Origin of the sequence: Aquisalinus flavus (assembly GCF_014640095.1) — a bacterium.
GTDB classification, from domain to species: domain Bacteria; phylum Pseudomonadota; class Alphaproteobacteria; order Caulobacterales; family Parvularculaceae; genus Aquisalinus; species Aquisalinus flavus.
This window is the reverse complement of the sequence record NZ_BMGH01000001.1, coordinates 2,521,425-2,542,866: the sequence shown is the minus strand read 5'-3', so window position 1 is coordinate 2,542,866 and position 21,442 is coordinate 2,521,425. Positions and strand designations below refer to the sequence as shown.

The following is a 21,442-nucleotide window of genomic DNA, read 5'->3' as shown; positions in this document are numbered from 1 at the left end:
TGAAGTGCCGCTTGCCCTGCCGAATTGCTGGACAAACGGGAGCCGGGCACCATAGAGTTGTTGAAAAAAGCAAGGGCAGGAAAGTGAGTATTTCCCGATATAGCGGGTTCAGCAGGCGCCAGCTTCTGTCTGGCGGTGCGCGCATTGCCGGCGGCATCGCGGTCGGCGGCGGTCTTGCCGCCTGCGCGGACAGTGCCGGTCAGGAAGCATCTGACGGGCTGGCTGCCAGGCTCGATACGCTCACCACCCGCGATGCCCTGCGCCGGCCCGGCCATTTCTTCTCGATTGCGCAGTTCCGGCTGCTGGAGCGGATCAGCGACCTGATCATGCCGGAGACGGATACGCCCGGCGCGCTTGCCGCCGGTGTGCCGCAACTGATCGACCGCATGATGGTGACCTGGGCGCTGCCGGAAACCCGAAGCGACTGGCTCGCCGGTCTTGCCGCTATCGATGCGCGCGCCAGACGGGAGCATGGCGTGGCGTTTGCCCGCCTCGAGCCCGACACCCAGTTTGATGTGCTCTCGCGCCATGATGGCGAGGCCCTGTCCGCGAGCGATCGCGCCTACAGACAGATGAAATCAACCATCGTCGAGGCGTATTATTGTTCCGAACCCGGTGCAACGGAAGAGCTCAGATATGACCCGGTTCCCGGTCCGTACAGGGGGTGCGTTCCCTTCGACGAGATCGGCCGGACATGGGCCACGTAACCGTGGCGGCCCTGGTGCCGCATTGCTGAGCGCCCTGACAAAGCCGGCCGGGAAAGAGCCGGTTAAAAACAAGCCGGCATGCCGGCAGTGGAGGAAAACAGTATGACTGCGGATTTCGACGCGATCGTCGTCGGTTCCGGCATGAGTGGGGGATGGGCCGCCAAGGAGCTCGCGGAGCGCGGGCTGAAAACCCTCGTGATCGAGCGCGGGCGGCACATTGAGCATGGTACGGACTATACCGATTTCAAGGCGCCATGGGAGCTGCCCAATCTGGATGCTGTGCCTGAGCGCGAGCAGGTCCATTATGGTGGGCGCGTGATTGCCGCGTCGACGGCGCATTTCCGCATCAAGGAAGACGACCACCCCTATTCCGTCGCCGAGGGCAAGCCGTTCCGCTGGTTCAGGGGCTATCATCTTGGCGGGCGTTCCCTGATGTGGGCGCGGCAATCCTATCGCATGAGCGAGATGGATTTCGAGGCGAACAAGAAAGACGGGCACGGAAACGATTGGCCGATCCGCTATGCGGATCTGGCGCCATGGTATGATCATGTCGAACGGTTTGCCGGGATTTCCGGTCAGGCAGAGGGCTTACCGCAATTGCCCGACGGCCAGTTCCAGCCGCCGATGGAGCTGAACTGTGTCGAGGAGATATTCCGCGACCGGCTGCACGAGACGTTCCCGACGCGCCGACTGACCATTGGCCGCTGCGCTCACCTGACGGCGCCGACGGCAGAGCAGCAGGCGCTGGGCCGGGGGCCATGCCAGTCGCGCAGCCTGTGTTCGCGCGGCTGCTCCTATGGCGCTTATTTCTCCAGCCTGTCAGCGACACTGCCGGCCGCCCGCAAGACCGGCAACCTGACCATCGTGACGGACGAGATCGGCCACAGCGTCGTCTATGATGTGGCGACCGGCAAGGCCAGTGGCGTGCGCGTCGTCGATGCGATCACCCGCGAGCACAGGGTCTACACCGGCCGTATCATCTTCCTGTGTGCCTCGGCGATCGGCTCGGCGCATATCATGCTGAATTCGCGGTCGGAAAGATTCCCGACCGGCATCGCCAATTCCAGCGACATGCTCGGCCGCAATTTGATGGACCATGTCAGCGGCCTTGGCGCTGGCGGCTATATGCCGGGCTATACGGATCAATATTACAAGGGCCGCCGCCCGAACGGGTTCTACATTCCGCGATTCCGGAATGTAACCGAGGATGCCGATTTCGTGCGCGGCTACGGCTTTCAGGGCGGTGCCTCGCGCGGCGACTGGCGCCGTGGCGGCGGGCAGGCCGGAATTGGCGCTGCGCTGAAGCAGGACCTGCGCAAGCCCGGCGGCTGGAGCGTCTGGCTCGCCGGGTTCGGTGAAATGCTGCCAAACCCGGACAATCGCGTCACCCTGCATCCCACAAAGGTCGACAAATGGGGCATCCCGCTGCTGCATATCGACTGCGCCTATGGTAAGAACGACCTGAAGATGGCGCGCCAGGCCAACAGGGATGCGGTCGAGATGCTGCAGGCCGCCGGCTTCCAGGGCGTCAATGAGCGCAAGGCCGAACCTGATGAGCCGGGCCGGGCGATTCACGAGATGGGCACGGTCGGCATGGGCCGCGATCCGGGAACATCCGTCCTCAATGGATTCAATCAGGCCCATGACGTGCCGAACCTGTTCGTGACCGATGGCGCATGCATGGCCTCCACGGCCTGCCAGAATCCCTCGCTCACCTATATGGCGATTTCGGCCCGGGCCGCCCATTATGCAGCGGAATTTCTGAAGGAAGGAAAGATCTAGGCGATGAGTGACAACGATCCAATGACCATCAACCGGCGCACGCTCTTGCGGCAGGCCGTCTACATGGTGGGCGGCGCTGCCGGGCTGAATGCGCTGGCGGCCTGTTCCGACCAGAGTGCGGAGGGCGATGCGATACCGCGCCTCAGCGGACCGGGACGCTATTTTACCGGTGTGCGCATGACGCGGCTGAAAGTGATCGTCGATACGATCATTCCGGATACGGATACACCCGGCGCCGTTGCCGCCGGCGTTCACACCTTTATCGACCAGATGATGGCCGACTGGGCCGAGCCGGATACGCGCGATCAATTCGACAAGGTCATCGACGAGATCGACGAGCGGGCCGTCGCCGCGCATGGCGACCGGCTGACTCGCCTGCCGCAGGAGCAGCGGTTTGCAGTCATTCGCGATTATGATGCGGAGAAGCTCGGCCAGCGCAACTGGCCCTATCGCCGGTTCAAGGACCTGGTGCTGGTCGGCTATTACCACTCGCAGATCGGCGCGACGGAAGAGCTGCAATACGAACTGATCCCGGGAGAGTGGAAGGCTTGCCTGCCGCTGGCGGAAGTCGGCTCGGCCTGGGCGGATTGATCGATATAATAGTAAGTATACGACTGAAGATGAAAGAGATGCGTGATGGAATTTGATGCGATCGTTGTCGGCTCCGGCATGAGCGGCGGCTGGGCGGCCAAGGAATTATGCGAGCGGGGCCTGAAAGTGCTGGTCATCGAACGCGGCCAGCATGTCGAGCATGGCGCCGATTATAATGACATGCAGGAGGTCTGGGAGGTAGAGAATCGCGGGCGCATTCCCGAGGCGGAACTGGACGAGCATTACCAGGTCCAGCGCGGCTGCTATGCGATGAACACGGCGAACAAGCACCTTTTCGTCAAGGATTCCGATCATCCTTATGAAACGCCCGAGGGCAAGCCGTTTGCCTGGCTGCGCGGCTATCATCTCGGCGGGCGGTCGCTGCTCTGGGCGCGCCATTCCTATCGCTTGAGCGAGATGGATTTCGAGGCCAACAAGAAAGACGGGCATGGTGTCGACTGGCCGATCCGCTATGGCGACCTTGCGCCGTGGTACGATCACGTCGAGCGCTTTGCCGGCATTACCGGAGAGAAGATGGGCCTTGACCATCTGCCGGATGGCGAGTTCCAGCCAGCCATGGCGCTCAACTGCGCCGAGAGCGAATTCAAGGCCCATCTGGAGCAGACCTATCCGGGCCGCACGCTGCTGATGGGGCGGATCGCGCATTTGACACAGCCGACGGAAGAGCAGCAGTCACTCGGGCGCGGCAGCTGTCAGTACCGGGATCTTTGCTATCGCGGGTGTTCCTTCGGGGCGTATTTCTCCGCCCTGTCGGCGACACTGCCGGCGGCGGAGCGTACCGGCAATCTGACCATCGTCACGGACGCCATCGGCCACAGCGTCGTCTACGACCCGGCGACGGGCAAGGCGAGCGGCGTGCGCGTCATCGACTATCATACGAAAGAGGGCCGTACCTATACCGCCCGCATGGTGTTCCTGTGTGCCTCCGCCATCGGCTCGGCCCTGGTGATGCTGAATTCGACGTCGGAGCGGTTTCCCAACGGCATTGCCAACAGGTCCGGCGCGCTTGGCCGCCACCTGATGGATCACATCTCCGGCATTCGCGCCGGTGGCATCTATCCGGGTCATGAGGATCAATATTATTCGGGCAAGCGGCCCGGCGGCATCTATATCCCACGCTATCGCAACCTGCCCGGCCAGGAGCAGGAAGAGTTCGTGCGCGGTTTCGGCATCCAGGGCGGTATCGGCCGCATGAACTGGACCCGCGGCGGCGGCGAGCCGGGTGTCGGCGTCGACCTGAAGGAAAAGCTGCACATGCCGGGGCCGTGGCGGATTGGCCTGTCCGGCTTTGGCGAGATGCTGCCGGACCCGAACAACCGCGTCACCCTCCATCCGACCAAGGTCGACAAATGGGGTATTCCGCTGCCCGTGATCGACTGCGCCTATGGCGAGAACGAAATGAAGATCGTCGAACGCTGCAAGGCCGATATCGTCGCCATGCTTGAATCGGCCGGTGTACAGAATATCGAGGTCGGCGGCGATCCGGCACCGCCGGGATATGGCATCCACGAAATGGGTACGGCCCGCATGGGGCGCGATCCGTCGACATCGGTGCTCAATGGCTGGAACCAGGCCCATGACGTGCCGAACCTGTTCGTCACCGACGGGGCCTGCATGACGTCGTCAGCCTGTCAGAACCCGTCCTTGACCTATATGGCCGTAACCGCACGGGCGGCCAATCATGCTGCAGATCTGCTACAGGAGGGAGTATTATGATGCGTAAACGGATTTTCGAGGACAGTGTATTGTCGCGCCGCAATTTCATTGTCGGCGGGTCGCTCGCGACCACCGCCGTGCTGGCAGGGTGCGGTCAGCCACAGGCCGTCACCAGTGCTGCGCAGCCGGTGCCGGGCATCCAGCTCTATACCGTGCGCGAGCCAATGGCGCGCAACATGGCCGGAACGCTCGCGCGGATTGCGGAGATCGGCTACAAGGAGGTCGAGTTCGCCGGCTATTTCGACAAGAGCCCGGCCGAGGTCAGGGCGATCCTGTCCGATACCGGCCTTGCCGCGCCGAGCACCCATGTCGGTCATGATGTGATCCGCGACAATCCGGGACCGGCGATCGAGGCGGGCGCGGAAGTCGGCCATGACTGGCTGGTGCTGAACTGGCTCGCCCCCGACCAGCGCGAAACCATCGACCAGTACAAGCGCTGGGCCGAGGTGATGAACCGGTTCGGCGAGCAGGCCAGGGCGGCTGGCATGAAGGCCGCCTGGCACAATCACGATTTCGAGCTGATGCCGATCGACGGCACCGTGCCCCTCGATATCCTGATGGAGGAATGCGACCCTGATCTGGTCAAGTTCGAGCTTGACCTGTTCTGGGCGGAAAAGGCGGGTACGGACATTCTGGCGCTGCTGGCGCGCGATCCGGACCGCTTCACCATGTGCCATGTGAAAGACATGGACGAGTCCGGGAACATGGCCGATGTCGGCACCGGCGTTATCGATTTCCGGTCCATTTTCGCCAGCGATGTGTCCCGCTTCCAGCACTTCTTCATCGAGCGGGATGATGCGGCGCGGCCATTCAAGACGGCGGCGGTTGGCCATGCGACGCTCGACAATGTTCTGCAGGCGGTCAGCGAGAGCCGGCAGTAACAAGAAGGGCAGATGCAATGAGGGGCGCGATGAGAGGACGACTGAGGAGACTGCTGGTGTCCGCCAGTATGCTTGGTCTGCTGGCCGGTGCCTGTTCCGGGCCTGCCGGGCAGGTTGAGCAGGGGCTGGCTGAAGAGGTGCGCGATCTCGGTCAGTTCAACAGCCACGCCGATATCGGCGATGTCGGCGCGCCGGGGTCCGTTACCTATGATGCCACGAGCGGTGTCTATGAGATTTCCGCCAGCGGCACGAATATGTGGGGGGCGGACGACCAGTTCCACTATGTCTGGACCGAGATGAGCGGCGATGTGATGGTCGCCGCCGATATCGGCTTTGTCGGGGAGGGCGTCGATCCGCACCGCAAGGCCGGCGTGATGATCCGGGCCGGGCTGATGCCGGATGCGCCCTATGCGGACATTGTCGTCCATGGCGACGGGCTGACCTCGATGCAATATCGCGACAGGCCGGGCGGCGAGACGCGGGAGATCGTCGCCTCCATCGCCGGTGCCGACAGCGTGCGGCTGGAAAAGGAAGGCGATTATGTCTATATGTCCGTGCGCGAGGCTGATGGCCCGTGGATCACCGGCGGTAATTACCGCCTGGCCTTCGCCGAGCCGTTCCTGGTCGGCCTCGCCGTCAGTGCTCATAATAGTGACGTCGTCGAGACGGCCCGGTTTTCAAATGTCGAGATATCAGCCCTCGACCTCGCGCCGGTGACCGAGACCGGCTATGCTGCGAGCGTGGACTCAACGCTGGAAATTCTGGATGTGACAAGCGGCAATCGCCGTGTTGTGCATGTGAGCGATGACAAGTTCGAAGCGCCGAACTGGTCGCGCGATGGCTCCTTCCTCGTCTATAATGCCGGCGGCAGGATCTATCGCATTCCGGTCGAGGGCGGCGAGCCGGTGGAGATCAATACCGGTCCGTATATCAACAATAACAACGATCACGGGATTTCGCCCGATGGCTCGCAGCTGATCATCTCCGACCAGTCTGGCGCGGATAACCAGTCGCGGATTTATGTCCTGCCGATCGAGGGCTCCGACAATCCGCGCGCGGTCGTCTCGCATCCGTCGGCGCCGTCCTACTGGCATGGCTGGTCACCCGATGGCGACATGATCGTCTATACCGCCCAGCGGCCGGAGGTCTCGCCCGCCTATAATCTGTGGGCCAAGCGCCTGTCGGGCGGCGCTGAGTTCCGGCTGACGGATTCCGGCGGTCTCGACGATGGCGCGGATTTCTCGCCCGACGGGGAATGGATCTATTTCAACTCGACCCGGTCCGGTGCGATGCAGCTCTGGAAGGTGCGGCCCGATGGCAGCGAGCCGATGCAGGTCACCTTCGATGAAAACTATCGGGACTGGTTCCCGCATCCGTCGCCCGATGGCGAGCACATCATCATGGTTTCCTTCGGGCTCGATGTGGATCTTGCCGACCATCCGCCGAACCGGGATGTGTGGCTGCGCATGATGCCGGCGGACGGGTCCGAGCCGCCGCAAATCATTGCCAAGCTGTTTGGAGGGCAGGGCACGATCAACGTGCCGTCGTGGTCGCCGGATTCCAGCAAGGTCGCTTTTGTCAGCTACCGGATCGATCGCGACGACCGCCCGGAATAATTCATTGGTGGGCTGCTGCGCAGCCGCCTCAGGATGAGGACGCAACAAGAAAGGGCCGGTCAGTGACCGGCCCTTTTGCTTTTCGGGTACTCGATACCTTATGCCCGCTTTGCCGGATCGTCGGCCGGCTCGGCGGCGGCGCTCGATACGGGCGCCCCTTCATGGACGACCGCTTCCGGCGCGTGTTCTTCCGGGCGTTTCAGGCGCATGAAATACAGGATCGCGAAGGCGACAATGAGCAGGATCGGGAATACCATCAGCCGGCTGATGACCGCCTGACCGGCTGCGATCTCGGCTGCTGCGCCATCGAGGCCGCTGGTGGTGGCCGCCTCGCTGGCGCTATCGAGCCAGCCGCCGATGACCGGGTTCCAGATCGAGACGCCGAACATGCCGGCCCCGCCCATCAGCGACATGCCAAGGGCACCCGTGCGCGGCAGGTACTCGCCGATAAAACCGATCATGGTCGGCCAGAAATAGGTCACGCCCAGCGCGAAGACGATCGCGGCGACATAGACCATGGCACCGGAGGTCTGGGTGAACAGGAAGAGGCCGAGGGCCGAGAAGATGGCCGAGCCGAGGAGAACCCCGACCGGGTTGAAGCGGTGGACGATCGGTCCGGCGAAATAACGGCCAACAGCCATGAGGCCAGCGGTCAGTGCCAGCACCATCAGGCCGGATGCGCCGGAGCCGGCAAGGATGGTCTGGATCCACTGGCCCGTACCGAGCTCGGTCGTCGCGGTCATGGTCATCAGAATGAGCATGACGATGAAGAGCGGCTTGAACAGGGCACGGATATTTTCCCCCGTATCGGTCAGCGTGAACTCCGATTTCGGGAAGGTTTCGGTGAAGACCATGTAGCCATAGACGGCGGTCGGGATCAGCATGATGCCGACCTGGATCTGCCAGCCCATGCCGATCGAAGACAGCCCTTGCGAGGCGAGGGCGCCGATGAAAATGCCGCCGGGGAACCAGACGTGAAAGCGGTTGAGCATCGCTGTCTTGTTCTTGTGATACATGTCGGCGATCATCGGGTTGCACGCCGCCTCGACCGCGCCATTGGCAAAACCGATGAAGAATGTCGAAATGATCAGTCCCCAGAAGCCGGTGGCGATGATCGTCAGCACCAGGCCGAGAAGATGGCCGAAAAAGGCGACGATCATCAGGTTTTTCGGACCGAGCCGGTTATAGACCAGACCGCCGATCATCATCGCGACGGGGAAGCCGAGAAACGCCATCGAGTTCATCCAGCCAAGCTGGGTGGCGGTCAGGGCGAATTCGTCACCAAGCTGGTTGAGGACGCCGGCGCGGATCGCGAAAGTCATCGCCGTCACGACCAGTGACAGGCATGCCATGATGAAGAGCCGGTTGCGATTGACGGACGGCATTGTCCCCGCCGTGGTAGCTGATGCTGTATTCATTGTAGTCCTCCCTCAAGCCGCCGCTTGTTATTGTCTGGTGGCGGGTGCTGTTTTCAAATTACCCCTGGCCGCTCCGAGCGGCCAAGGGATTAGTATTGTCCTCAGTCGAGACCGAGTATGCGCCGGTTGCGGGCCGAGTCGCTGTCAGCCCCGGCGAAATCGTCGAATGCCTTGTCGGTACGGGTGATCATGTGCGCGGCGATGAACGGCGCGCCCTCGGCGGCGCCCTGTTCCGGATGCTTCAGCGCGCATTCCCATTCCAGCACCGCCCAGCCGTCATAGCCATATTGGGTCAGCTTGGAGAAGATGCCGCCGAAATCGATCTGGCCGTCGCCGAGCGAGCGGAACCGGCCCGGGCGCTCGACCCAGCCCTGATAGCCGCCATAGACGCCTGACTTGCCGTTCGGGTTGAACTCCGCATCCTTGACGTGGAAGGCCTTGATGCGGTCGTGATAGAAGTCGATGAACTGCAGATAGTCGAGCTGCTGCAGCACGAAATGGCTCGGGTCATAGAGAATGTTCGCAGCCGGATGATCGTCGACGGCGTCGAGGAAGCGCTCGAAGGTCACCCCGTCATGCAGGTCCTCGCCGGGATGCAGCTCGTAACAGGCGGCAACGCCATTGTCCTCGAACACGTCGAGGATCGGCTTCCAGCGGCGGGCAAGCTCGGCAAAGCCTTCCTCAACCAGGCCGGCCGGGCGCTGCGGCCACGGATACATGGTGTGCCACAGAAGCGCGCCGGAGAAGGTCGCGTGCGACGTCAGCCCGAAATTGCGGCTCGCCTTTGCGGCCATCTTGCACTGCTCGATCGCCCAGTCGGTACGGGCCTCCATATTGCCATGGACCTGTTCCGGTGCAAACGCGTCGAACATTTCCGTATAGGCCGGATGCACGGCGACGAGCTGGCCTTGCAGGTGCGTCGACAGCTCGGTGATCTCGACGCCATTGCCCTCGCAGATGCCGGCGATCTCGTCGCAATAATCCTTGCTTTCGGCGGCTTTTTCCAGATCGAACAGGCGCGGATCGTCAGAGGGCAGCTGCACCCCCTTATAGCCATGGCCGGCGGCCCATTTGGTGATCGTGTCGAGATCGTTGAAGGGTGGCTCGTCGCCCATGAACTGGGCAAGGAAGATGGCGGGACCTTTCATGATGTCTCTCCTGTGCTAGCTGTTCTCGTTTATCTGTTCTCGATGCCGGACAGAGGTGTCCAGGCGGATTTGTTCTTGCTGGAATTCACCGCGGCACGAATGAAGCGCATGGTGGCGATGCCATCCTCGATCATGGCAAAGCCTGGCTCTTCGTCCGTGTCAGGATAGGTCTTCACGGCGGCAGCGAAAGCGCCATAAATATTGGCGAAGGCCTCGATATAGCCTTCAGGGTGGCCGCCGGGCGTGCGGCAATTGGCGAGCGCGCGCTCGCTCAGGAACGGCATGTTGACGCCAGGGCGCAGGATCTGTTCCGGCTTGCCGCGGGTCTTCACGATCAGCTCGTTCGGCTGTTCCTGCTGCCAGTGCAGGCTGGCCTTGTCGCCATAGATCTCGATCTTCAGCGCATTGATCGCGCCGGAGCAGACCTGGCTGGCGGACAACAGCCCGGAGCCGCCGCCCGACAGGCGGAACATCGCCTGGCCGTCATCGTCGATGGCGCGGTCCGCAATGACGGAGCGCAGCTCGGCAGCGACATCGGTGATGCGCTCGCCGGTCATGTATTCGACAAGGTTGAAGGCATGGGTGCCGATATCGGCAAAGGCGCCGGACTCGCCGGAGCGGGCCGGGTCGGTGCGCCACGAGGACTGCTTGGAAGAGGCCGTGTCTTCGGCCTGCGACAGCCAGTCCTGCAGATAGGCGACGGCAACGCGCCGTATACTGCCGATTTCGCCGCTGGCGACCATGGCGCGGACCTGCATGACGAGGGGATAGCCGGTATAGGTCTGGGTCAGGCCGAACAGTCTGCCGGATTTCTTCACCGCCGCCTCGATGGCGAGCGCATCATCCAGCGTGCCGGCGAGCGGTTTGTCGCAGATCACGTGAAAGCCGGCCTCCAGCGCCGCGATGGCAACCGGCGCATGGGTGTCATTCGGCGTGACGATGGAGACGCACTGGATCCGCTGGTCTTCCGGCAGGGCGTTCTCGGCATCGAACATTTCCTGATAGCTGCCATAGGCGCGGGCGCCATCGAGACCGAGCTCGTTGACGCCGAATTCCTTCGAAGCCGCTGCATCGCGGCTGAACGCCCCGGCGACAAGGTCGATGTCTCCCGCGATGTTCGCGGCGAGGCGGTGGATTGCGCCGATGAAGGCGCCCTTGCCGCCGCCGACCATGCCCATGCGAATTTTCTCAGCCATTCATCCTCCAGCTTTCCGTCAGTTTTTTACCAAACTACGGCACTATGAGACCGCTATCAAGCAAGACCCATGCTGCACCTGCTCACGGCAGATATTTCGCTTCCGGCATCGCCAGTCCCAAGCTCGTCAGTACACGCTCGAGATGTTCGATCGCTTCCGGTGTCGGGCCGGGATAGGGGCCGATGACGGGCTTGTTGCCGAGATAGCCGATATCCTGAACGCCGGCTTCCGAGGCGAAGAACGCCCCGATGGCGATGTCGCGGAAGGAGCGGAATGCCGCCGCCATGGTATCGAGGCCATCCTCGACGCGGCCGTACCAGGCAATCCGGTCGAGGACCTGCTTTTGCTGGTCCACGCTCGCCTCGGCAAAGCCGGTGTCGAACTGTTCCTGCGCTTCCTGCTCGAGCCAGTCGAACAGGGCAAGGAAGCGCTCGCGGTCATATTGCTGGTTGTCATAGGGCGCGCTGATCCATTCGTCGATGAAATCGGGCACGCCGACATCGCTGGCGGCGGGGGAGCGATCATCGGCCGGGAGGATCAGGTCGGACAGGCGCGCGGCGACGTCGAGCTGGTCCTGGCTCATGGACTTTTCCCAGGTCAGCGCAGGCTCGACAAGGTGCGGATCATAGCCATAGGTGGTGCCGCTGACAGGCCGCGCCGGGGCGAGGGTTTTGCGCTTGGCCATCCGCTCGGCATAGTCTTCTTGCGGCGTCGTGCGCTCAGGGCCGCAGGCGGTGGTGGCGCTGACGCCCATGGTCGCGGCGAGCCATTTCAACGTTGTGCGGCGGCTGATCCTGCTTGTATAGCTCATCAGATTTCCCTCGCGCGCATTTTCTCGATCAGATGGTCGCAGCTGCGGTCGGCGAGCGCCATGATCGTCAGCGTCGGGTTCTTGTGCGCCTTGGAGGCGAACATCGCGCCATCCATGATCCACAGGTTCGGCACATCCCAACTCTGGCCCGAGCCGTTCAGCACGGAGGTCGCCGGATCGTCGCCCATGCGCGCGGTGCCGACCTCGTGAATGATCTGGCCGCCCTTGGCCATCATGTCCTTCGGGTCGTCCTGCGTGCCATAGGTCGGCGTGCCGCCGAGCCGGTCGATGATCGCCAGAATGTTTTGCTGGAAATGCGCCGTCTGGTTGATCTCGTGATCGGTGTGCCGATAGTGGAAGCGCAGGATCGGGATGCCGAAAGCGTCGCGCTGGTCCGGGTCGAGCTCGGCATAGCAATGCTCGTTGGGGATCATCTCGCCGCGCTGGGAGAAGTGGATGAAGCTGCCATAATAGCGGCGCACGTCTTCCTTGACCTGCGGGCCATAACCATCGACGCGGCCGCTTGCCCCGCCCATGCCGATACCGGGCTCGCCGAACTGACCGCCGATCTCGATATGATAGCCGCGCGGGAAGTCGAGCGCGCCCGCCGCCTGGCGCTGGTAATCCCAGAAGGGGATGTAAAGATGCAGGCCCATCGTGCCGTCTTCATTATAGCGCGGGCGGTTCTCCAGCGCGGGCACCTGCGCGCCGATGCCGGCACCGACCGTGTCCATCAGATTGCGGCCGACCTGGCCGGACGAATTGGCGACGCCGTCCGGGTGTTGGGCGTTTTTCGAGTTCAGCAGGATGCGTGCGCTCTCGCAGGCACTTGCGGCGAGCACCACGACCCGGGCGGCAATGAATCGGTGCTCGCCGCTGATCTTGTCAATGTAATGGACACCGGTCGCCTTGCCCGACCGGTCGGTCTCGACCTCATAGACCATGGCATTGGTCAGGATTTCGAGATTCCCTGTCGCCCGGGCCCAGGGGATCAGCGATGTGGTCGACTGGAAGGCCGCGCCGATATTGCAGCCACGCCCGCAATTGGTGGCGTTGAAGCAGGCCTGGCGCTCGCCCATGTTTTTCGTCAACACGGCACGGCGCGAGGCGACGCAGGGAATACCGAGATCATTGGCGGCGGCCTTGATCGCCAATTCGTTGATGCGCGGCTTTGGCGGTTCATGCAGCACGCCCGGGCCTGAATCCGGGTGGTTCTCGAGCCCGTCATTGGCGCCATAGACGCCGATCAGCTTTTCAACGCGGTCGAAATAGGGCGCCATCTCGTCATAGCTGACCGGCCAGTCGACGCCGAGCCCGTCGCGTGTATAGGGCTTGAAGTCGTGCGGCCCCATGCGGAAGGAGTTGCGCGCCCAGTGATTGGTCCGACCGCCGAGCATGCGCGAGCGCCACCACATGAACTCGTTGCCCTCGGCGCTGACATAGGGTTCGCCCGGCAGGGTCCAGCCGCCGATCGAGGCGAGGTAATAGCCGAAATCCTTTTCCGGCGTGCCGCCGCCGAGCAGGGGCGCTTCCCGGCTCCAGTTGAACATCGGTGTCTCGGAATAGGGATCGTAATCGCGGCCGGCCTCGAGCATCAGCACCTTGACGCCGGCCGCGGCGAGCCGCCAGGCGGCCATGCCGCCGCCGGCACCGGAGCCGACAACGATGACATCGTGTTCGCCGCTTGGTGCATTCATGCCCTGTTCCTCCCGGCCGGGTTTTCCCGGCTATCCTTTGGCGCGGAGCATGCCCCAGCTCGGCAGGAATTGGTAGGGCTAGAAGCCGGCTTTGCGGCGGATTTTGGCGAGGGCCCGCCCTGGCTGGCTGATGGCGCGGCGCAGATTATTGACGAAGCGCTGCAGCGTCGACTGGCCCTTCAGCGCATCGGCCATGGCCTTGATGAAGGCAGGCTCCAGGCCGCGTCGCTCGGCCTCGCGCATACTCTCGGTCATGAACGAGCGGGTATTGGTCGCGACGATTTTCAGGGCGCGGATATTCTCGTTGCGCAGCGGCTCCGGGAAGGTCCGGCACCGGTCGAGCGCGCCGACGACCTTCAGCGCGATCATCGTGCGGTGGCACTTCTCGCAGCGGCAGCAATTATAGGCGCTGTCCGGATTCATCCAGCAGACGCGCAGCGTGTCGAGCACGATCTGGTGGCGGGCGATCGCCTCGACCTTGCGGATACGCCGCGCTTCAGCTCCGTCATTGACAATGTCAAGATCAGACAGGCTCCACAGCGGGTCAAGCAGCGGGTGCGAGCCGAAGGCGAACAGATGGGTATAGTCCTGCGAGGACGGGATGTAGATCTTGTCGAACTGGTCGGACAACAGATAGGCGGTGGCCGCGAGCGCCGGGCCGTGGCCATAGTCCCAGCCGATATAGCTGTCGAGGACCGGGCGGATATTCGTCTCCAGCCTGATCAGGTTTTTGCCGGTCTCGCCGGCGATATGCTCGATCATGGCGAGGGTCTCGCGATAGAGCGCCTCGTCCCCAAGCTTGATATCGAAGCCATGCACGAAGATGAGATCGGTGATCTCCTCGCGCCGCTTCATCAGCGTGTAGAATGAATCGACTCCGCCGGAGAAAAACGCCGCGACCCGTCCCGTCCCGGCGCGTGGCCGGGGCGCGGCAGACTCGAAGGCTTTTGCCGGCAGGCGGGTCAGGCCCGGCACCCAGGCGAGATAGAGATCCTGAATCTGCTCGAAACTGGCCAGCAGGCGCGGGTCCAGCGGCGCGGGCGCGCGAAAGGCGCGGCCCTTCTTCATGCAGGGCAGGATCGAGGTGACGAATTCAATCTCCGGCCGCGACGCGAGCCGCATGTCAGTCGACGCGAAATAAACCTGATGGCGGGTCTCGCCATCGGTGATCCCGAAGGTGACCCGGCTGCCCGGTTCGGCATTCGAACTGTTCGCTGTCATGGTCGCCCGCATGGCTGTCCCGCTGGTCTGCACCCGCAAGCGGGCAAAGCTGCAGCGGATTATGCCGGAGATTGACCAACATCCTGTTAATGGCGGTGGAGGGGGCGATATTTCAACCGAGCCGGTCGATCAATGCCATGGCGGCGAGGGGGTTCAGCGCCTTGTGGCCGCTGATGACATAGCAGAACACGTCGCGCGGGGCGGTTTTCATCGGTTTTGCCAGAAGCTCCGCCTTATCGTCGGCCTTTCCGGCGGCGAGGGCCTTGAGCTGTGCGGCGCGGTCATCGAGCGCCTTTTTCGAAAGCCCGAGCTTTTGCTTCTCCGTCGTGCCCATGCAGCGCAAATAGACGAAATCCGCCGTCACATCGGCGATCTCCGGAAAGCGCGAGTCAGAAGCGCGCACGATGGCGACATCATGCTTGCGGGCGAGCGCGATCATCTCCGGCGTGCAGAAGCTGGCATGGCGCACTTCCAGCGCATGGCGCAATTCGATGCCGCCAGCCTTGGCCGGCAGCATGGCGAGATAGGCATCGATCTCTTCCGGCTCGAACGTCTTGGTCTCGGCCAGCTGCCACAGGATCGGCCCGAGCCGGTCGCCCATTTCGGCGATACCGCCGGTGGTAAAGCGCTCGATGCTCTCCCCTGCCTCGCGCAAATCCTTGCGGTTGGTCGCATAGCGCGGCGCCTTCAGGGAAAAGACGAAGCCGTCCGGCACGCTTTCGGCCCAGCCGGCATAGGTCGCCGGTTTCTGGGCACGATAGAAAGTGCCGTTGATCTCGATCGTCGAGAGTTTTCCGGCAGCATAGGACAGCTCGTCCTTCTGCTTCAGCTCGTCCGGATAGAACACGCCGCGCCACGGGGCGAAGGTCCACCCGCCAATACCGATCCGAATGTCACCAGATTTTGCCATGGCAAGAGGATCGCCCGTCTGCGCAGAATCCGCAATTGCTGCATGCGCCCAAGGCAATTTTTATCCACCTCTTCTGGCCCGTTATGCAGGTTTTGCACGCCTCTCTTACCGAGTGGCCCGTTTTCAGGGGCGCAAGGGGAAGGTTTCCAGATGACTGTGATTTTCAAGACGAGCCTCAAAGCGCGGCTCATGCACTGTGCGGCGGCATCGGTTTTCGGTGCGGCCCTGGCGGCCGCGACACCGGCTGCGGCCCAGCAGACCCTACCGGGCATCAGCCCGAATTGTCCCATTGTCGATGGCGAGGCGGTCTGCGAGGGCGACCTTGAAGACGGCATCTATGCCGGGCCGGGCGGCACGCCGTTCGATACGATCACGATCCAGAACGCGACGACGCCGATCGCACCGCCGGGCTATTTCGGCATCGGCGTGGTGCGCAACACGGACACGACGATCACCATCGCCGACGACATCGTCATCGATGTCTTCGACAATCCCAATATCGCCGGTCCGGCACAGGGCCTGATCGCCATCGTCGGTCAGGGCGGCGACCTTTCCATCGATACCGGGGCGGATGTTACCGCCAACGGCAATGGCAGTATCGCGCTGGGGATCGAGGCCGTAACCCAGAACGGTGACGGCAATCTTGACATTGTCAATCGCGGCGATATCGAAGCCTTTTCCAGCTTTCAATCGGCGATGGCGATCCAGGCGCGGCAGATCAATTCCAGTGGTGCGATCAATATAGACAACAGCGGCGCGCTGATCGCGACCTCCGGCGGCACCGGTGAGCGTGACTTCGTCACCGCCGGCATCCTCGCCCTTCACGATAATGGCGGAGGTGATATCGACATCAACAATTCCGGCGCAATCACCGTGTCGTCAACGACGACCGATACCGACTTCAACGGCATCGCGGCGGGCATCGTGACCAACAGCTTTGTCGGCGCCAACACCACCTCGATCACCAATTCCGGCGTGATCAGCGCGACCGGACAAGCCACCCATGGCATTGTCGGCTTCACGTCGAACAGCAGCGTCACCGATACTGCAATGCTGAATGTCATGAATGAGGCGTCCGGCGCGCTGTCGACCGACGGCAGCGGGACGTATGGCATACTGGTCCAGACGGCTGGCACGCATGTCAATTCCTCGGCCAGCAACGCCGCTGCCATCACCATGGCGAATGGCGGGGGGTCAACCGGGATCATGATGCTGAGCACGGCGCAGACGGGCTCTTTCAGCCTGTCCAATGAAGGCGACATTGCCGGCGAAGGCTCGTCCCTGCGCGGTCTTGGCATCTTCACCTTCGATGCGCCGGTCGGCGGCGACTATGACATGCAGATCACCAATGAGGGCGACATCACCCTCGACACGCCGCTTGGGCGCGGCATCAGCATCGCGGCGACCGAGGACGATACGGTTGTCGCCACTGTCGTCAATAATGGCGCCATCGACATGGCGAATACGACCGATGCCAACTCCCACGGTATCGGCCTGAACATGGAAATCATCGACCCGAACGCCGCCGGTGCGATGGCCGGCAGCGCGATCGACCTGACCAATTCCGGCGACATCACCATGGGCTCTGGCGCGGGCATCTGGCTCGTTGCGGACACTATCACGGCTGAGAACAGCGGTGACATCGCCATGACCGATGGCACGGGCATGCTGATCACCGATTTCGACCAGCTTGCCCTGACCCATTCCGGCGCGATCACCACGACCGGCGCGAACAGTGACGGCATCGTTGTGGATGCAAGCAATTCTGCTGACTGGGAAGTGCTGGTCACCGAGACCGGGTCCGTCACCACCAGCGGGCCGGGCAGTGTCGGCATCCGGGTGACCGGGGTGACCGACGATTACCGCGAAACCCTGATCCACGAGACCACGGATGCGGTAACCGTTGAAAAGGCAAAGATCGCCGACCGCGCGATGAACGCGATCACGCAATATGTCACCTCCTCGGCGCCCGGTAATGGCGGGGTCTCATCCGCGTCGTCGGCGAGCAACACAGCGGCAGGCAGCGTCGCACCGGCCAGCCATGGCGGGGCGACAGATGTCGGCAGCGTCATCGTCCACGGCACCGTTACATCCGATGGCGGTGCAGGCGCGATCCTTGGCGAGGGGGCGCTGCGGGTCAGCTCCGACAATGCAGGGGCGGTCATCTCGACGACCGGCGACAATGCCCCGGTCATCTCGGCCCAGTCCTCGCTGTATCTGTATTCCGATGAGGGCCTGACCCTGTCGAGCACCGGCGCGAACGCGTCACTGTTCCAGGTGCTCGGTGGTGCCGACAATACAGCTTTCGTTACGCTGGATCATGTCAACGCGTCCACGACCGGGGATGGGTCGACTGCCTTCTGGCTCGACGGGCAGGGCGGGGATTCCGTCGCCCTGTTCGAGGTCGCCGCCCTCGACGCTGCGAGCCCCTCTACGATCTCGACCATGGGCGACAGTGCCGATGCGGTGCGCTTTGTCACCGCCGGCGGATCGACCTTTGCCGGGATTGTCGAGGACACGGACATTTCAACAGCCGGTAACGGCTCAGCCGGATTCAACCTCGATCTCGGCGGCACGAGTTCGGCGAGTCTCGCCCTCGCCGATACCAGCGTGACGACCGGCGGGGCGAACAGCGATGCCGTCCATGTCGGCGTCGGCGACAGCAGCGATGTGCTCCTGCTGGTCGAGCGTTCGACCATCGCCACCACGGGCGCAGGCAGCGATGCCATCGACATCCCGCAGGTCGCCAACAGCTCCGTCGGCGATGCGGTCATCATCGACAGCAGCATTTCCACCACTGGCGACAACGCCAGCGGCTTCGTCTTCGCGCAGCAGGGCGGCGCTACATCGAGCCGGACCTTTTTTGCGACCGGGAGCAATTTCACCACTGCAGGGGACGGATCGACGGCGCTTCTGCTCGGTGCCTTCGGCAATAGCTCAAGCAGCACGGCGACTATCTTCGACACGACCATTTCCACGGCCGGGAATGACGCAAGGGGGATCGACCATTCCCTGTCTGGCGATGGCAGTGCGGTGGAATTCACCATCGCGAACACGACCATTTCCACGACCGGCGGCGCCAATGCCGGTGCCCTCGTCATGGACGGCGCGGTTGACGGCGACTCGGCCTTCACGGTCCAGCTGACGGATGTGGACTTCTCCACACAGGGCAGCGCGTCCGACGCCATCTTCGTCGGTGGTGGCGGTTTCGACAATTCGGTCTTCAACATCGATGTTGCAGACGCGGTGCTGAGCACCGGGGGAGACGACTCGCGTGGACTGGTGATCGATCAGTTCATCGCCAGCCAGGACAGCATCTCCGTCTCCACCATGGACAACATCATCGTCTCTACAAGTGGCGCGCGGGCGAGTGGGATCGTCCTCGGCTCCAGCGCCGATGGTGCCATGGTCAACAGCTCGACCACGGTGACATTCGACAATCTCGACATCACCACCACGGGCAATAATGCGCGGGGCCTGCAGGTGCAGGGTCTGTCGGCGAACCTCACCGGCAACATTACCGATTCCGACTACGCCCTGTTGCTGCAGAACAGTACGATCTCCACGGCCGGCGATAACGCCAATGGCGTCGAGATGTTCGGCCTTGGCGGGACGGTGACGGGGTCCGATATCACCATCGTGTCGAACGGCGTCGATGTAACCACGACAGGGGCCCGCTCCGACGGGTTCGTTGTTGGGTCCATCCCGGAAGTTGTTGCCGGCGATGAGACCCGAACTTCTCTGGCGCTCTCCTTCGGGACGATTACCACAACCGGTGAGAATGCCGATGCCATTCGTATCGGTGCCGGCTGGGGCAGCCCGGGCGCTGACCCGAACCGGCCATCGACCGAAGACTCCCGCCTCGCCACGCTGGAGATCTCCGAAGATGTCTCGGCGACGGGTGCCGGCAGTGACGGTCTCGTCACCGGCAGCCTGATCAATGCGCTCAGGCTGACCGCCAGCGGCACGCTCACCGCCGACGGCTTCGCCATCCTGTCCCAGGGGGCGGGCGGCATCGAGGACCTGATCAATGACGGCACCATCACCGGCGATATCCGCCTCGGCGATGAAGACTCAGACCTGACGAGCGCCGGCACCATTACCGGCAATATCGACATGGGCGGCGGTGCAAATTCGATCATGATCGAAGAGACGGGCGTGTTGAACTCGCTCGACGAGATCCTGCTCGGCGACGGCAATGCCATCACCGTGGCGGGGACGATCGCGCCGGGCGGTGACGGACCGATGCAGACGACGATGATCGGCAGCAACCTCGTCTTCGAGGCGGGCTCGTCCTACCTCGTCGACATCAGCGGCACGATGGCAGATCCGTCGCTGGTTGACATTGCCCTGTCCGACCGTCTGGAGGTCGATGGCTCTGTCACCATCAATGGCGGCGACGTCGTCGTCTCCTCGCTGACGCCGGAGGGCAATTTCACCGACATGGCCGATTACCGCATCATCGGCGGGACCGACGGGGTAAGCGGCATGTTCGAGGGGCTGGAGGCCGACCTGCCCTTCCTCACCCTGTCGCTGGTCTATAATCCTGACAGCGTCCTGTTGCGGGCAGAGCGTCTCGGGTTCGGCAGCGATGCCGTGCCCTTCGCCTCCATCGCCCGCACGCCGAACCAGCAGGCGGTGGCCGAAGCTCTCGACGTGATCGAGGACGATGCGACCGGCGACATGGATGTGGTCATCGACCAGCTGGTCTTCTCCAGCGAGGCGCAGGCGCTGACCGCCTATGACCTGACATCGGGCGAGGTCTATGCGGCGCTGCTGAGCCAGTCCTCCCACAGCGCTATCGCCAGCGCCCAGCGCCTGGTCGCCCGCGCCCATGCCCGCTCGGGCGAGGGCTGGGGCCTCTGGGCCGGGGCGTCGGGCCGCGACGGGTCCATCGATGGCGACGGCAATGCCGCCGGTCTCGCCCATGACGAGACCGGTCTCGATTTCGGCGTCGACTATGCCGGGCCGGGCAACGCCTGGGCGGTCGGCGCGAGCGCCGGGATGATCGAGGGGTCCGCCAGTGTCAGCGACCGGATGAGCTCAGCCGATTATGATGGCTGGCGCGCCGGCCTCTATGCCCGTCACGGCAATGGCAATAAAGGCCTCGGCCTGACGGCGGCGGTCGATTACGCCGAGACCGATGCCGATGTCAGCCGCGACATCACCGTCAACGCGCTGTCGCGCATGGCGGTGGCCACCCTTGGGGCGGAGACCCTGGCCGTCTCGGCCGAGGCCCGCTACGGTTTTGCCGCCGTCGGCGGCTGGGCGCTTGGCCCCGTCGCGTCCGTCACGAGCGCCAGCAGCGATCTTGACGCGATATCGGAGAGCGGCGCCGACAGCCTCAACCTCGTCGGCGGTCTCGCCTCCCATGACGTGACCCGCTTCGGCGCCGGCATGTTCGCCAACTGGCAGGGTGCCCGCGGCACGGTCGACATCGCCGCGCAATATGTCGATGGTGACAGCGACACGGCTCGGCTCGAGACATCCTTCGCCGGCGCGCCGGGCAAGGCCTTCACCGTGATCGGCCCGCAGGTGGAAAGTGCGGCCACGATGCTCTCGGCCAATGGCAGCTATGTCCTCGGCGGCGGCTGGACCTTGGGCGGCGAGGTCAGCGCCCTGACCGGCAATGATCAGGAAAGCGTCGCTGGCGGCCTGACGCTGGGCTGGACCTTCCCATAGGGGGCACGGGCCCGCCGGACATCAATGGCCGGTGCCTCACATCAC

General features: G+C 63.4%; 14 protein-coding genes. 7 read left to right on the top strand and 7 right to left on the bottom strand.

What is annotated here, in order from left to right; genetic code table 11:
- Positions 1-83 precede the first annotated feature (83 nt).
- The 6 genes from IEV88_RS11525 (at position 84) to IEV88_RS11500 (ending at position 7,314) form a co-directional block, all read left to right on the top strand.
- The gene (locus IEV88_RS11525) at positions 84-707 is read left to right on the top strand and encodes a gluconate 2-dehydrogenase subunit 3 family protein (RefSeq protein WP_188158307.1); all 624 of its coding nucleotides are present in this window, start codon (positions 84-86) and stop codon (positions 705-707) included.
- 102 nt (positions 708-809) lie between these two features.
- On the top strand, positions 810-2,489 hold the full coding sequence (locus tag IEV88_RS11520) for a GMC oxidoreductase (protein WP_206711187.1): 1,680 nt from the start codon (positions 810-812) through the stop codon (positions 2,487-2,489).
- Positions 2,490-2,492: 3 nt separating this feature from the next.
- A complete protein-coding gene (locus IEV88_RS11515; protein WP_188158309.1) occupies positions 2,493-3,080 on the top strand; it encodes a gluconate 2-dehydrogenase subunit 3 family protein in 588 nt (195 codons plus the stop codon).
- A gap of 45 nt (positions 3,081-3,125) precedes the next feature.
- A complete protein-coding gene (locus tag IEV88_RS11510) occupies positions 3,126-4,817 on the top strand; it encodes a GMC oxidoreductase (RefSeq protein WP_188158310.1) in 1,692 nt (563 codons plus the stop codon).
- Positions 4,814-5,698, top strand: coding sequence for a sugar phosphate isomerase/epimerase family protein (locus tag IEV88_RS11505; protein WP_188158311.1), 885 nt, complete (start codon positions 4,814-4,816; stop codon positions 5,696-5,698). Before IEV88_RS11510 ends, IEV88_RS11505 begins: the two co-directional genes overlap by 4 nt.
- A 56-nt stretch (positions 5,699-5,754) precedes the next feature.
- A complete protein-coding gene (locus IEV88_RS11500) occupies positions 5,755-7,314 on the top strand; it encodes a TolB family protein (protein ID WP_188158312.1) in 1,560 nt (519 codons plus the stop codon).
- Positions 7,315-7,412: 98 nt separating this feature from the next.
- Here the strand turns inward: IEV88_RS11500 and IEV88_RS11495 are convergent, their stop codons facing one another.
- The 7 genes from IEV88_RS11495 to IEV88_RS11465 all read right to left on the bottom strand — a co-directional run bounded on the left by IEV88_RS11495 (position 7,413) and on the right by IEV88_RS11465 (position 15,715).
- The gene (locus IEV88_RS11495; protein ID WP_188159198.1) at positions 7,413-8,699 is read right to left on the bottom strand and encodes an MFS transporter; all 1,287 of its coding nucleotides are present in this window, start codon (positions 8,697-8,699) and stop codon (positions 7,413-7,415) included.
- Positions 8,700-8,833: 134 nt separating this feature from the next.
- A complete protein-coding gene (locus tag IEV88_RS11490) occupies positions 8,834-9,880 on the bottom strand; it encodes a sugar phosphate isomerase/epimerase family protein (protein ID WP_188158313.1) in 1,047 nt (348 codons plus the stop codon).
- Positions 9,881-9,909: 29 nt separating this feature from the next.
- A complete protein-coding gene (locus IEV88_RS11485; RefSeq protein WP_188158314.1) occupies positions 9,910-11,076 on the bottom strand; it encodes a Gfo/Idh/MocA family protein in 1,167 nt (388 codons plus the stop codon).
- Between the two features lie 82 nt (positions 11,077-11,158).
- Positions 11,159-11,887, bottom strand: coding sequence for a gluconate 2-dehydrogenase subunit 3 family protein (locus IEV88_RS11480; protein ID WP_188158315.1), 729 nt, complete (start codon positions 11,885-11,887; stop codon positions 11,159-11,161).
- Positions 11,887-13,584, bottom strand: a complete 1,698-nt coding sequence (locus IEV88_RS11475; protein ID WP_188158316.1) for a GMC family oxidoreductase — start codon at positions 13,582-13,584, stop codon at positions 11,887-11,889. Before IEV88_RS11475 ends, IEV88_RS11480 begins: the two co-directional genes overlap by 1 nt.
- A gap of 78 nt (positions 13,585-13,662) precedes the next feature.
- Positions 13,663-14,805 (bottom strand): hypothetical protein, encoded by a 1,143-nt coding sequence (locus IEV88_RS11470; protein WP_188158317.1) that lies wholly within the window; start codon positions 14,803-14,805, stop codon positions 13,663-13,665.
- 112 nt (positions 14,806-14,917) lie between these two features.
- Positions 14,918-15,715, bottom strand: coding sequence for a DUF72 domain-containing protein (locus IEV88_RS11465; RefSeq protein WP_188158318.1), 798 nt, complete (start codon positions 15,713-15,715; stop codon positions 14,918-14,920).
- A 150-nt stretch (positions 15,716-15,865) separates the two neighbouring features.
- Between IEV88_RS11465 and IEV88_RS11460 the strand changes: the two genes are divergently transcribed.
- Complete coding sequence (locus IEV88_RS11460; RefSeq protein WP_188158319.1) at positions 15,866-21,397, top strand: autotransporter domain-containing protein; 5,532 nt, start codon at positions 15,866-15,868, stop codon at positions 21,395-21,397.
- Positions 21,398-21,442: the final 45 nt, after the last annotated feature.